Origin of the sequence: Mesorhizobium sp. WSM3879 (assembly GCF_002294915.1) — a bacterium.
GTDB lineage: Bacteria > Pseudomonadota > Alphaproteobacteria > Rhizobiales > Rhizobiaceae > Mesorhizobium.
In genome coordinates, this window is record NZ_NSFZ01000015.1 from 45,676 (window position 1) to 58,419 (window position 12,744).

General features: G+C 63.7%; 11 protein-coding genes and 1 riboswitch. Of the genes, 2 read left to right on the top strand and 9 right to left on the bottom strand.

All coding sequences use genetic code 11. The features are described 5' to 3' along the window. Positions 1-6: 6 nt before the first annotated feature. From gcvH to CK218_RS25890, 9 genes are all read right to left on the bottom strand, one after another. Complete coding sequence (gene gcvH / locus CK218_RS25855; protein ID WP_067000208.1) at positions 7-375, bottom strand: glycine cleavage system protein GcvH; 369 nt, start codon at positions 373-375, stop codon at positions 7-9. Between the two features lie 7 nt (positions 376-382). Further along, complete coding sequence (gene gcvT, locus CK218_RS25860; RefSeq protein WP_095829342.1) at positions 383-1,483, bottom strand: glycine cleavage system aminomethyltransferase GcvT; 1,101 nt, start codon at positions 1,481-1,483, stop codon at positions 383-385. A gap of 149 nt (positions 1,484-1,632) precedes the next feature. After that, a riboswitch (glycine riboswitch) is annotated at positions 1,633-1,719 on the bottom strand. Positions 1,720-1,858: 139 nt separating this feature from the next. Further along, complete coding sequence (locus tag CK218_RS31445) at positions 1,859-1,987, bottom strand: hypothetical protein (protein WP_259979720.1); 129 nt, start codon at positions 1,985-1,987, stop codon at positions 1,859-1,861. After that, a complete protein-coding gene (locus tag CK218_RS25865; RefSeq protein WP_095829343.1) occupies positions 1,987-2,778 on the bottom strand; it encodes a molybdopterin-binding protein in 792 nt (263 codons plus the stop codon). Before CK218_RS25865 ends, CK218_RS31445 begins: the two co-directional genes overlap by 1 nt. A 1-nt stretch (position 2,779) precedes the next feature. Next, positions 2,780-3,661, bottom strand: a complete 882-nt coding sequence (locus tag CK218_RS25870; RefSeq protein WP_067000217.1) for a cytochrome b/b6 domain-containing protein — start codon at positions 3,659-3,661, stop codon at positions 2,780-2,782. 103 nt (positions 3,662-3,764) lie between these two features. Beyond that, positions 3,765-4,442, bottom strand: a complete 678-nt coding sequence (locus CK218_RS25875) for a DUF1345 domain-containing protein (protein ID WP_095779246.1) — start codon at positions 4,440-4,442, stop codon at positions 3,765-3,767. A 24-nt stretch (positions 4,443-4,466) separates the two neighbouring features. After that, positions 4,467-4,934 carry a YaiI/YqxD family protein gene (locus CK218_RS25880; protein WP_095779247.1) on the bottom strand — a complete coding sequence of 156 codons (468 nt, stop codon included), beginning with the start codon at positions 4,932-4,934 and terminating at the stop codon, positions 4,467-4,469. A gap of 62 nt (positions 4,935-4,996) precedes the next feature. Continuing rightward, on the bottom strand, positions 4,997-5,566 hold the full coding sequence (gfa, locus tag CK218_RS25885; protein ID WP_095779248.1) for an S-(hydroxymethyl)glutathione synthase: 570 nt from the start codon (positions 5,564-5,566) through the stop codon (positions 4,997-4,999). 67 nt (positions 5,567-5,633) lie between these two features. Further along, the gene (locus CK218_RS25890) at positions 5,634-6,761 is read right to left on the bottom strand and encodes an S-(hydroxymethyl)glutathione dehydrogenase/class III alcohol dehydrogenase (RefSeq protein ID WP_095829344.1); all 1,128 of its coding nucleotides are present in this window, start codon (positions 6,759-6,761) and stop codon (positions 5,634-5,636) included. Positions 6,762-7,027: 266 nt separating this feature from the next. Here CK218_RS25890 and CK218_RS25895 point away from each other — a divergent pair, with 266 nt between their 5' ends. Then, complete coding sequence (locus tag CK218_RS25895; protein WP_095829345.1) at positions 7,028-9,040, top strand: acetyl/propionyl/methylcrotonyl-CoA carboxylase subunit alpha; 2,013 nt, start codon at positions 7,028-7,030, stop codon at positions 9,038-9,040. A gap of 117 nt (positions 9,041-9,157) precedes the next feature. Continuing rightward, positions 9,158-12,685: a DNA polymerase III subunit alpha gene (gene dnaE, locus CK218_RS25900; protein ID WP_095829346.1), complete on the top strand. Its 3,528-nt coding sequence runs from the start codon at positions 9,158-9,160 to the stop codon at positions 12,683-12,685. Positions 12,686-12,744 lie beyond the last annotated feature (59 nt).

Genomic DNA, 12,744 nt, shown 5'->3' on the forward strand with positions numbered 1-12,744 from the left:
CTGGTATCAGCCGATATGGGCTTTGTAGGCGGCCTCGTCCATGAGGCTGTCGAGTTGGCTTGCGTTGGAAAGCTTCATCTTCCAGAGCCAGCCATCGCCGGTCGCCGCCGAATTGACCAATGAAGGGTCCGACGACAGTGCTGTGTTGGCTTCGGTGATCTCGCCGTCGACCGGCGCGTAGACGTCAGAGGCCGCCTTGACGGATTCGACGACTACTGCAGTGTCGCCCTTGGCGAGCTTGCGGCCGATTTCCGGCAGCTCGACGAAGACGAGATCGCCGAGCTGCTCCTGCGCATAGTCGGTGATGCCGACGGTGGCGACGCCGCCTTCGACGCGCAGCCATTCATGATCCTCGGTGAAATAGGTATTTGCCATCGGAATATCATCCTTTGCGGTAGCGATGTGGCGTGAAGGGCAGCGAAGTGACGTCGATCGGGATCCTGGTCCCGCGGACGTCGGCGAACAGTCTGTTGCCGGGCTTGGCCAGCGCATTGTCGACATAGCCCATGGCGACCGGGTGGCCCGTCGACGGCCCGAAGCCGCCCGAGGTCACGTGACCTGCCGCATTGCCGTCGGCATCGACAAGCGCGGCGCCGGCGCGCACCGGCTGACGACCATCGGGCTTCAGGCCAACGCGCTTCTGCGACGGCCCACGCTCGAGGATCGAGCGCAGCGCGTCGGCGCCGATGAAGTGACCGGAAGCGCGGAGCTCCTTAGGGATCGCCCACATCAAACCGCCGCTCGCCGGATCGATCTCGGGTGTCAGATCCTGGCCATGCAGGCAGAGCCCGGCCTCGAGCCGCAGGCTATCGCGGGCGGCAAGGCCGATCCATTGCACGCGCTCATCCTGCAGCAGCTTGCCGACGAGATCGCGGGCATCCGCTTCCGGCAGCCCGATCTCGAATCCATCCTCGCCGGTGTAGCCGGAGCGGCTCATGAACCAGTTTTGCCGGGGCTCGACACCATGCATGAACAGCAGCGAGCCCGTTTCGATACCGGCTCGCGAAAGGGCCGCCCAGGCATCCGGGCCCTGGATCGCCAGGAAGACGCGGTCGAGCGGCTCGACCTTGGCATCGAAATCCGCGGCCAACGCACGCAGATGCCTTTCGTCCTCGGCCGCATTGCCGGCGTTGGCCACCACCATGAATCGGCTATCGCCAAGACGCGTGACGATCAAGTCGTCGATGACGCCGGCGGCCTCGTTGAGGAAGAAGGTATATTTGGATTGGGCAATCTCCAGCGCGCCGGCGTCGAGCGGGCAGGCGCGGTTGAGTAGGGCGGCGGCGCCCGGGCCGCCGACCTCGAACAGCTTCATATGCGAGATGTCGAACAGGCCGGCATGCTCGCGCGTGTGGAGGTGCTCCTTCATCACGCCCGCCGGATAGGTCAGCGGCATCGACCAGCCGGCAAAAGCGCCGAAACGCGCGCCCGCGGCGCTATGCAAATCCTCGAGGGGTAGATGTTTAGTGTCTTCGCCGGTCATGTCTTCTCCAGAGTCGCACGCAATCGACCGCCATTGGCGGTCCAGTCCGTGCCCCTCTGTCTGAAGCCTGAGAGACTCGCGCCCCGTAACTCTGTCGGCAGCGCTTACACCTTCGGCGCGGGAAGATTCCCGACTTTCCAGAGTTGTCTTTCCCGTCCACGGTTCTTTTGCCTGAGAGATTTCGGGCGATTTCCCCTTCGGCGACAGCTTGCGCTGTTCTCTCCCGCAAACAGGTAGGACTCAGTCACCTGAGCCCTCGACGCGCCATCCATAGCCCGTCGGCGACACCTTGTCACCTCCCAGCGACATATCTCTCGGCAGCCGACGCCGATGACAACACCCGATCTGGTCTGAACGGCGGCCCAGCAAGGCGGCCTAGTCGCCCGAGGCCATCGTCTTGCAAAGGATGATGTTGGAATGGCCGATTGTCGCCGTGAGGCTTTTCTCAATCGCGTTGAACTCGGCTGACGCAAGATCGTGCTCGGCCTGCAGGCGAAGCGCCATCAAATACCGGCATACCAGTCGTAGCCATTGTCTTCCCAATAGCCGCCGCGACCGCCGCCGACATTGGCGAAGCCGTCGACCAGCTCGATCTTGTAGAGATATTTCGGCATCTTGTAGCCGAGCTGGCGCTCGACCCGCACCCGCAGCGGCGCGCCGTTCTCGACCGGCAGCGGCTTGCCGTTCAAGCCGTAGGCCAGGATCGTTTGCGGATGGCGGGCATCGATCAGGTCGATGCTGCCGTAATATTTGATGTCGCCAGACAGGCTTTGCTCGATCGTGTCGAGGCAATGGAACATGACGTAGCGCGCCTGCGGCTTGACGATGGCCTGATCGAGCACCAGCGAGAGCGGCGTGCCGGTCCATTTGGCGATGCAGCTCCAGCCTTCAACGCAGTCGTGGCGGGTGATCTGGGTGCGGCTCGGCATGTTCTGCAACTGCTCGCGGGTGAGCAACAGCGGTTTTTCGACGAGGCCGGTCACCTCCAGGCGCCAGTCGGCGAAATTATTGGCGAGAAGACCCTTATAGGTGTCGTCGTCAGGCGCGGTGACGCCGTTCGGCCGCTGCGGCTGGCGGATGTCGGCCTCGCTGAATTCCGGTGCCAGCGCGTCCCGGCCGGCAAGCAGGCGCTGTGCGCGGTATGTCAGCCCGTTGGCATTTTCGAGGAAGCTGCGCAGCCCGCTGCCGACGCCCAGACCGCTGTCGAAGGCATCGCAGCCCGACAGCGCGATGCCTGACAGACCGAGGCTGGCGGAGGTTAAGAACTTCCGGCGGCTAATCTGGAATTTTGCCATGTCAGGCGCTCCTCTCGGTTGCCTGGTCGTGCTTTGCGGGCGGGTCGGTGCGGTACCAGCCGGTGATGATCGAGCGCAGCTCGTTGATCGGGCCGGCAGCCACGATCATCAGCATATGGACGACGAAGAAGAGCACGAGCAGCACCATGACAATGAAGTGGATGGTGCGAGCCGTCTGCCGACCGCCCAGGATTTCATTGAGCCAGGGAAGCACCGAGTTCATGCTCGGCGACATCGCAAGCCCGGTGATGATCATCAGCGGCAACAGCACGAAGAGCACGCCGCCATAGGCCATTTTCTGCAGCGTGTTGTATTCGCGCGCGTGGTGGAATTTCAGCTTCGCATGGTCGACGATGTCGCGCGGCAACTTGCGCAAGTCATCCAGGCGAGGGGCAAGATCGCGGCGGATATGGCCGTTGATCAGGCTCGCGATCAGCCAAAGGAGCAGGGTTGCGCTCAGCACCCAGGCGAAGAAGAAATGCACGACGCGGGCCGTGCCGAGGTCGTAGTAGGACGGGATCGTCGCCCAGGACGGAAAGGCGCGCGGCGTTTCCTGTCCGGGAGGGCCGGACCAGCCGAGCACGCCGGTGGTGTCGAAGCGATGCCCGAAGATTTTGGCAAAGCCGCGCGGTCCGCCGTCTGTGTTTTCGGCGCCGATCTCGAGGATCGTATTGTTGTATTGGAAGCCCGATTCCTTGCCGATGTAGAGTTGCGGGCGCGCGTTGAAGATCTGCAGGCCCGAAAGCAGCATGAAGAACAGCGAGAACGCCCAGAGCCAATGGGTCAGGCGCGTCCAGCCCGATTGCCGGTAAATCAGCGTCGGGTCCTTCGGCGTGGATGCTTCTACCTCGGTGGAGGGTTCGCTTCTGGCGACGGTCTCCATATCTGGATGTCCTCCCGGCTCGCTCGTCTGCGGCCTCTCAGAGCCTTGTTCTCCTCCCAATACGTCTCCGGCCCAAGCGTTGTTTCATCCGATCACGGATTTATTATGGACTGCCCAGGCTGACCGCGAGATTGACCGCGGCGGCGACGATCACCGTGTTAAAGAAAAAGCTCAGGATCGAATGGACGAGCACGACCTGGCGCATGCGCGAGGTCGTTATCCCAGTGTCGGCGGTTTGCGCAGTCATGCCGATGACGGTCGCGAAATACAGGAAATCCCAGCCTTCCGGGCGTTTGCCGCCGGGAAAATCGAGGCCGCCGACCGGATTCTTCTTCCTGGTTTTCTCGTCGATCTCGTCGCCGTCCATCCAGTAAACATGCGCATAATGCAGCGCCGCCATGGCATGGATTGTGAACCAGCCAAGCGGGATCGACAGCATCGCGAACAGAACCTCCAGCGGATGCGCGGCAGCCTTTTGGTTGATGAGCTGAAACAGCGAGCCGATGGCGAGGCCGACGACCAGGAGCGTGACCGCAAAAATCAGCAGCACCGGCAGGTCCGTGGCACGCGCGTTCTTGCTCAGGTAACGGCCGGTGAGCCTCGGCATCGCGACCAGCACCAGAAGAGTGTAAGCGGCGAAGAAGAGGTTGGCGCCGATGGAGTAGGGCAGCGGCGCCCCCAGCATCAGGGCGAGAAGCAGCGCGACAATGCCGATGGCCGCAGCCAAAGCGAACTGCACGTGCCGGTGGATCGGCGTGTTGAGGGATATGTCGTCGCCCATGGCCGGTTCTCAAAGGGCTTCGGGTCAGCCGGGTGTGGCGGATTTGAGCGCCCGCCGCAAGATGCGGTCGAGCTCGCCGAGAAAGTTTGACCTGTCCTTCGCCGTGAAGGCGGCGTTGAAGCCGCGGCTTTCGCCGGTCTCGCGCAGATGCTGCTTCAAATCCCGCATCGCCACCGCCATGCCGATGGTCTCGTGCGTGAAGGGACGGCCCGTAGGTCCCAGCACATGCGCGCCGAGCGCCACCGTGCGCGCGGCAAGCGGGATATCGGCCGTCACCACGACATCGTTGGGTTTGGCGTTCTCGACGATCCAGTCGTCCGCGGCATCCGCGCCCTTGGAGACGACGACATTGCGGATCATCGGATCGCGCGACGGGCGCAGGCCGCCATTGGAGACATAGGTAACCACGACGCCGTGCCGCTCCGCCACCTTCTCGACCTCGGCCTTCACCGGACAGGCATCGGCATCGACATAGATGATGGGTGCTGGCATCGTCTCTCCAAATGTGCAAAGGGCCGGCGTTGGCCGGCCCTTTACCAGAAATCCCGCAATTGTCAGGCCGCCAAGGCTCCCGACTTCTTCGCCGTCCAGGTGGCGATGTAGTCCATCAGGGCGGGGTTGAGGCAGTCATAGGGTTCGAGCCCGATCGACTTCAGCTGGCCGCGGATGCCGTCCATGCGGCTCGGGTCGACGCCGGCTTCGATGATGGAGGAGACAAAGGCGGCAAAGCCGGGCGGCGACCAGCCGTCCTCCTCGAAACGCTCGGGATGGATGAAGGACAGACCCTTGAAGGGATGGTCGCGCTCGACCGGGCCGTACATGTGCACGCCGCAGCTGGTGCAGGCATGGCGCTGGATCAGCGCTGCCGGGTCGACCACCTTCAGCTTGTCGCCATTCTCGGTGACAGTGACGTCGCCGGTGCCGGCAACGGCCACGACCGAGAACACCGCCCCCTCCGGCTTCCAGCATTTGGTGCAGCCGCAGGCATGGTTGTGGGCGATCTGGCCCTTGACCTTCACCTTCACCGGATTGCTGGTGCAGAGACAGACCAGCGTCCCGCCGGAAAAGGCAGCACTTTCCTTCGGCAGCCCGTTGTCGATCTTCGGATGCAATTTTTCCGCCATTCGTCCTTCCTCCCATGTTGAGCCGCAAAGGTTGCGGGCTCCAGCCCACGACCGATGCGGCATTGCTTCAGTAAACCACGACGCTGCGGATCGACTTGCCCTCATGCATGAGGTCAAAACCCTTGTTGATGTCGTCGAGCGTCAGCGTATGGGTGATCATCGGATCGATCTGGATCTTGCCCTCCATGTACCAGTCGACGATCTTCGGCACGTCGGTGCGGCCGCGCGCGCCGCCAAAGGCGGTGCCCATCCAGGTGCGGCCGGTGACCAGTTGGAAGGGCCGCGTCGCAATCTCCTGGCCGGCGCCGGCAACGCCAATGATGACCGACTTGCCCCAGCCGCGATGCGAGGCCTCGAGCGCCTGGCGCATCACCTTGGTGTTGCCGGTGCAGTCGAAGGTGTAGTCGGCGCCGCCGATCTGGTCGGCGCCGCGCTTGGTCAGGTTGACTAGGTAAGGCACGATGTCGCCGTCGATCTCCTGCGGATTGACAAAATGCGTCATGCCGAACTTCTCGCCCCAGGCCTTCTTGTCGTTGTTCAAGTCGACGCCGATGATCATGTCGGCGCCGGCCAGGCGAAGGCCCTGGATGACGTTGAGGCCAATGCCGCCGAGGCCGAAGACGACCGCGGTGGCGCCCTGCTCGACCTTGGCCGTGTTGATGACGGCGCCGATGCCAGTGGTCACGCCGCAGCCGATATAGCAGATCTTGTCGAAGGGGGCGTCCGGATTGACCTTGGCGACCGCGATCTCCGGCAGCACGGTGAAGTTGGAGAAGGTCGAGCAGCCCATATAGTGGAACAGCTTCTCGCCGCCGACCGAAAAGCGCGAGGTGCCGTCGGGCATCAGGCCTTGGCCCTGCGTGGCGCGGATGGCGGTGCACAGATTGGTCTTGCGCGACAGGCAGGACGGGCACTGCCGGCATTCGGGCGTGTAGAGCGGGATGACATGGTCGCCCTTCCTGACCGAGGTGACGCCCTTGCCGACATCGACGACGATGCCGGCGCCTTCATGGCCGAGGATCGCCGGAAAGATGCCTTCCGGATCGGCGCCCGAGAGCGTGAACTCATCGGTGTGGCAGATGCCGGTCGCCTTGACCTCGACCAGCACCTCGCCCTCGCGCGGCCCCTCAAGGTCTACCTCCATGATCTCCAGCGGCTTTCCGGCACCAACGGCAACTGCGGCACGCGTTTTCATGAGGCATTCCTCCCAAGGCAATCTTAAAAGTCTCAGCTTTATGGCAGGCCGCCGAGCCTGCCCGGCGAGGCGAATACCGCCTGCCATTTTCTTGCGCTCGCCACCACCTTACCGGGTTCGAAGGTGGCGGCCAACGTCTGTTGCGACGTTTTTCGACGCCGTTTCTGCAAAAGCATCGAGTGCCGAAGGGCAGGGGTTGGAGACACTTGAGGCGCGTCGGGATTGTCCATAGAACTGGACCGCTTCGCCGGAGGAACGACATCCGAATGTTCAAGAAGATCCTGATCGCCAATCGCGGCGAGATCGCCTGCCGCGTGATCAAGACGGCGCGCAAGATGGGGATCGCCACGGTCGCGGTTTATTCGGACGCCGATCGCGACGCCGTGCATGTCGAAATGGCCGACGAGGCTGTGCATATCGGCCCGTCGCCGGCCGCGCAGAGCTATCTAGTGCCTGAGAAGATCATCGCCGCCTGCAAGGAAACCGGCGCCGAAGCGGTGCACCCGGGTTATGGCTTCCTGTCGGAACGCGCCTCTTTCTGCGAAGCGCTGGAAAAGGAAGGCATCATCTTCATCGGACCGAAGCCCAAGGCGATCCGCGCAATGGGCGACAAGATCGAATCGAAGAAGTTCGCCAGCCAGGCCAAGGTTTCGACCGTGCCCGGCTGGCTGGGCGTCATCGAAAATGCCGACCACGCCGAAAGGATTGCCGGCGAGATCGGCTATCCGGTGATGATCAAGGCCTCGGCCGGCGGCGGCGGCAAGGGCATGCGCATCGCCTGGAGCAGCGCGGAAGTGCGCGACGGCTTCGAGCGCGCGCGTTCGGAAGCGAAAAGCTCCTTCGGCGATGACCGCGTCTTCATCGAGAAATTCGTCGTTGACCCGCGCCATATCGAGATCCAGGTGCTGGCCGACGCGCATGGCAATGCGATCTATCTGGGTGAGCGCGAATGCTCGATCCAGCGCCGCAACCAGAAGGTGGTCGAGGAGGCGCCGTCGCCGTTCCTCGACGCCAAGACGCGCAAGGCCATGGGCGAGCAGGCTGTGGCGCTGGCGAAAGCCGTCGATTACCAGAGCGCCGGCACGGTCGAGTTCATCGTCGACAAGGACAGGAACTTCTATTTCCTTGAAATGAACACGCGACTACAGGTCGAGCATCCGGTGACGGAGCTCGTCACCGGCATCGATTTGGTCGAGCAGATGATCCGCATCGCCGCCGGCGAAAAGCTCGGCATCAGGCAAAACGAGGTGAAGCTGAACGGCTGGGCGGTGGAAAGCCGTCTCTATGCCGAGGACCCGTTCCGCAATTTCCTGCCCTCGATCGGCCGGCTGACGCGCTACCGGCCGCCGCAAGAGGGCATGTTCGGCGATGTGGTGATCCGCAACGACACCGGCGTTGCCGAAGGCGCCGAGATATCGATGTTCTACGACCCGATGGTGGCAAAGCTCTGCACCTGGGCGCCGACGCGGCTCGAGGCTATCGATGCCATGTCCGAAGCACTGGACGGTTTTGTCGTCGACGGCATAGAGCACAACATTCCGTTCCTCGCTGCGTTGATGCAGCATCCGCGCTGGCGCGAGGGGCGGCTTTCCACCGGCTTCATCGCCGAGGAGTATCCGGACGGTTTCGCGCCGGTCGAACCGGACGGTGAGGAGAGGGCGGTATTCGCCGCGATCGCCACCGCAATCGAGCTGCTGCGGCGGGACCGGCTCGACCGGCTCAGCGGCCGGTTGGCACCGCATTCGGGCCATCTCAAGCGCGACTGGGTGGTGAAGATCGGCGCGGACTATCTTTGCGCCGGCATCCTGGACGGCATGGTCTCGATCCCGATGGAGATCGATCTGTCGATCGATGGCAGCGAGCCGCTGACGGTCGCTTCCGACTGGCGGCCAGGGGACGCGATCTGGCGCGGCACGGTCGGCGGCAGCCGGATCGCGGCGCAAGTCCGGCCGGTGCTGAACGGCCTTTGTATCGCCTGGAAGGGCATGTCGGTGACGGCTCAAGCCATGCTGCCGCGGACGGCGGAGCTGGAAAGGCTGATGCCGGAAAAGCTGCCGCCGGATACCTCGAAAATGCTGCTTTGCCCGATGCCAGGACTGGTGGTGTCGATCGCCGTCGCCGAGGGCCAAGAAGTCAAGGCCGGCGAGACGCTGGCCGTGGTCGAGGCGATGAAGATGGAGAATGTGCTGCGCGCGGAGCGCGACCTCACCGTGGCGAAGCTAAACGCCAAACCGGGCGACAGCTTGGCGGTCGACGCTGTGATCATGGAGTTCGCCTGAGCACAGGGCGACAGTGGCCGCAAGCTTGTGGTTCGCGATCGATTGTACTGGACTGGCATCGCAGCGTCCGGGACAATACATCTGCACGGATGAGTCCTTGAGATAGCGCGAAAAAATATGGCGGATGAACGACTTCCACGCGACCCTTTGCAGCGCGAAGCTCTCGTGAAGGCCACGCAGCCGGAGACGCCTGCACGGAGGTTCATCCATCTGCGCGTGCATTCAGCCTATTCGCTGCTCGAGGGCGCCCTGCAGCTCGGCGCCATCGTCGGCCACGCGGTCAAGGATGAAGCGCCGGCGATCGCAGTGACCGACACCAACAATCTGTTCGGCGCGCTCGAATTCGCCCAGAAAGCGGTCAAGGACGGCGTCCAGCCGATCATCGGCTGCCAGGTCGACCTCGTCTTTTCCGGCGAAACGAGCGACGCCCAACGCGACCGCCGCCGGCACGGTCCCGAGACGTCGCCGATCGTGCTGATCGCCGCCAGCGAGGCCGGCTATGCCAATCTGGTCCGGCTGATCAGCAAGGTTTATCTGGAAACGCCGCCCGGCGAGCCGGTGCACATGACCAGCGCCATGCTGGAGAGCCATTGCGATGGCCTGCTATGCCTGACCGGCGGCCCGCGCGGCCCGATCGGCAGCGCGCTGAAGGCGGACCGCCGCGACCTTGCCGAACAGCGACTGCTGTTCCTCAAAGAGCTTTTCGGCGACCGTCTCTATGTCGAGTTGGAACGGGTCGCCGGCTATGACCGCATGGTCGAAAAGTCGACGCTCGACCTTGCCTATACCCACGAACTGCCGCTGGTCGCGACGAACGAGGCCTTCTTCTCCAAGCGCGAAGACTATGAGGCGCATGACGCGCTGATTGCGATCGCCGAAGGCTCGGTGGTGGCCGCCGACAATCGCCGGCGGCTTTCGCCCGACAATTTCCTGCGCGGCCAGGCCGAGATGGCGCGTCTGTTCTCCGACCTGCCGGAAGCGATCGACAACACGGTCGAGATCGCTATGCGCTGCTCCTATTATCCGAAGAACCGCAGCCCGATCCTGCCGCGTTTCACCGGCGCCGACTCCGCCGACAAGGACGCCGCCGAGAAGGCGGAAGCCGCCGAGCTCGCGCGCCAGGCGCGCGAGGGCCTGGAGGCGCGGCTTGCCGCGCACGGACCGACGCCCGGCTACACGGTCGAGCAATATCGCGAGCGGCTCGAATTCGAGCTCGGCATCATCGAGAAGATGAAGTTCCCGGGCTACTTCCTGATCGTTGCCGACTTCATCAAATGGGCGAAGGCGCAAGGTATCCCGGTCGGACCGGGGCGCGGTTCGGGCGCCGGCTCGCTTGTCGCCTATTCGACCACCATCACCGACATCGACCCACTGCGCTTCTCGCTGCTGTTCGAGCGCTTCCTCAACCCGGACCGCGTCTCGATGCCGGACTTCGACATCGACTTTTGCCAGGACCGGCGCGAGGAGGTCATCCGCTACGTCCAGCAGAAATACGGCCGCGACCAGGTCGGGCAGATCATCACCTTTGGTACGCTGCAGGCGCGCGCCGTGCTGCGCGACGTCGGCCGCGTGCTGCAGATGCCCTATGGCCAGGTCGACAAGCTCTCCAAGATGGTGCCGCAGAACCCGGCCAACCCGGTCAAGCTGGCGGACGCCATCGCCAACGAGCCGCGCTTCGCCGAGGAGGCGGAAAAGGAGCCGATCGTGCAGACGCTGCTCGACACCGCGCAGAAGCTCGAGGGCCTCTACCGCCATGCCTCGACGCATGCCGCCGGCATCGTCATCGGCGACCGGCCGTTGTCGGAATTGGTGCCGATGTACCGCGATCCGCGCTCGGACATGCCGGTCACCCAGTTCAACATGAAATATGTCGAGCAGGCCGGGCTGGTAAAATTCGACTTCCTCGGCCTGAAGACGCTGACGGTGCTGGAAACGGCGGTGAAACTGATCCGGCGGCGCGGTGTCGATATCGATCTTGCCCGCATCCCGCTCGACGACCCCGGGACTTACGCCATGCTGTCGCGCGGCGAGGTGGTCGGCGTGTTCCAGGTTGAAAGCGCAGGCATGCGCAAGGCGCTGATCGGCATGCGGCCGGACTGCATCGAGGACATCATCGCGCTGGTCGCGCTCTATCGCCCAGGCCCGATGGAGAACATCCCGACCTACAACGCCAGAAAGCATGGCGAGGAGGAGATGGCCTCGATCCACCCCAAGATCGACCACCTTGTGAAGGAAACTCAAGGCGTCATCGTCTACCAGGAACAGGTGATGCAGATCGCACAGGAGCTTGCCGGCTATTCGCTCGGCGAAGCCGATCTCTTGCGCCGCGCCATGGGCAAGAAGATCCGCGCCGAGATGGACAAGCAGCGCGAGCGCTTCGTCACCGGCGCCGTCGAGCGCGGCGTCGGCAAGGCGCAGGCCGATTTCATCTTCGATCTGCTGGCGAAATTCGCCGACTACGGCTTCAACAAGTCGCACGCCGCGGCTTATGCGGTCGTTTCCTACCAGACCGCCTACCTCAAGGCGCACTATCCGGTCGAGTTCCTGGCGGCGTCGATGACGCTCGACATGAGCAACACCGACAAACTGGCCGATTTCCGCCAGGACGCGCTGCGCCTCGGCATCGAGGTGGTGGCGCCGTCGGTGATGACCAGCTTCCGACCCTTCGAGGTCGGCGAGAACAAGATCTTCTACTCGCTGGCGGCGCTCAAAGGCGTCGGCGACGCGGCGGTCGAGCACATTGTCGAGAAGCGCGGTGAGAGGCCGTTCAAGAGCCTTGCCGATTTCTGCGAGCGCGTGGATCCGAAGATCGTCGGCAAGCGCGTCTTCGAAAGCCTGATCATGGCGGGGGCCCTGGACTGCTTCGGGCACGACCGCGCCGTGATGATGGCCGGCGTGGAGCGGATGATGGGCCTCGCGTCGCTGGCGCAGCAGAACGCCATCTCGGGCCAGACGGATATTTTCGGCGCCTCGCTCGGCGCGCAATCGCAGGCGCTCAACCTGCCGGCGGCCGAGCCATGGCTTGCCGCCGACCGGCTGCACCGCGAGTTCCAGGTGGTCGGCTTCTATCTCTCGGCGCATCCGCTCGACGAATACAAGGCCGCGCTGCAGAAGATGCGGGTGCAGAACTGGGCGGAATTCTCCGCCGCGGTCAAACGCGGCGCCGCGGCCGGCCGGCTCGCCGGCACCGTCACCACGAAGCAGGAGCGCAAGACCCGCACCGGCAACAAGATGGGCGTCGTGCAGTTTTCCGACACCACCGGCCAGTACGAGGCGGTGCTGTTTTCCGAAGGCCTGGCGCAGTATCGCGACATGCTGGAGCCCGGCCGTTCGGTGGTGATCACCGTCTCGGCCGAAGACCGGCCGGAGGGCATCAATCTGCGCATCCAAACGGTGCAGTCGCTGGAGGACGAAGCAAGCCGCATCCAAAAGGCGCTGCGCATCTTCGTGCGCGATGCTCAGCCGATCAACATCCTTGCCAATCAGCTTGCCGCGAAGGGCGAGGGACAGGTGAGCTTCGTGCTGATCAAGGAAGCCGGCCAGGGCGAGGTGGAGATCGAACTCCCCAACCGCTATCGCATCTCGCCGCAGGTCGCGTCGGCCATGCGCGCGGTGCCGGGTGTCGTCGAAGTGGAACTGGTGTAAGCGTTCCAACTACTTGTTCTCGCGCAACTCCGGACAGAAAACCGGGCAACGCTTTTCCT

What these genes read in the sequence shown, in the direction of transcription:
- gcvH (WP_067000208.1), bottom strand. Translation starts at nt 375, where the DNA reads ATGGCAAATACCTATTTCACCGAGGATCATGAATGGCTGCGCGTCGAA.
- gcvT (WP_095829342.1), bottom strand. Translation starts at nt 1,483, where the DNA reads ATGACCGGCGAAGACACTAAACATCTACCCCTCGAGGATTTGCATAGC.
- CK218_RS31445 (WP_259979720.1), bottom strand. Translation starts at nt 1,987, where the DNA reads ATGGCGCTTCGCCTGCAGGCCGAGCACGATCTTGCGTCAGCCGAGTTC.
- CK218_RS25865 (WP_095829343.1), bottom strand. Translation starts at nt 2,778, where the DNA reads ATGGCAAAATTCCAGATTAGCCGCCGGAAGTTCTTAACCTCCGCCAGC.
- CK218_RS25870 (WP_067000217.1), bottom strand. Translation starts at nt 3,661, where the DNA reads ATGGAGACCGTCGCCAGAAGCGAACCCTCCACCGAGGTAGAAGCATCC.
- CK218_RS25875 (WP_095779246.1), bottom strand. Translation starts at nt 4,442, where the DNA reads ATGGGCGACGACATATCCCTCAACACGCCGATCCACCGGCACGTGCAG.
- CK218_RS25880 (WP_095779247.1), bottom strand. Translation starts at nt 4,934, where the DNA reads ATGCCAGCACCCATCATCTATGTCGATGCCGATGCCTGTCCGGTGAAG.
- gfa (WP_095779248.1), bottom strand. Translation starts at nt 5,566, where the DNA reads ATGGCGGAAAAATTGCATCCGAAGATCGACAACGGGCTGCCGAAGGAA.
- CK218_RS25890 (WP_095829344.1), bottom strand. Translation starts at nt 6,761, where the DNA reads ATGAAAACGCGTGCCGCAGTTGCCGTTGGTGCCGGAAAGCCGCTGGAG.
- CK218_RS25895 (WP_095829345.1), top strand. Translation starts at nt 7,028, where the DNA reads ATGTTCAAGAAGATCCTGATCGCCAATCGCGGCGAGATCGCCTGCCGC.
- dnaE (WP_095829346.1), top strand. Translation starts at nt 9,158, where the DNA reads ATGGCGGATGAACGACTTCCACGCGACCCTTTGCAGCGCGAAGCTCTC.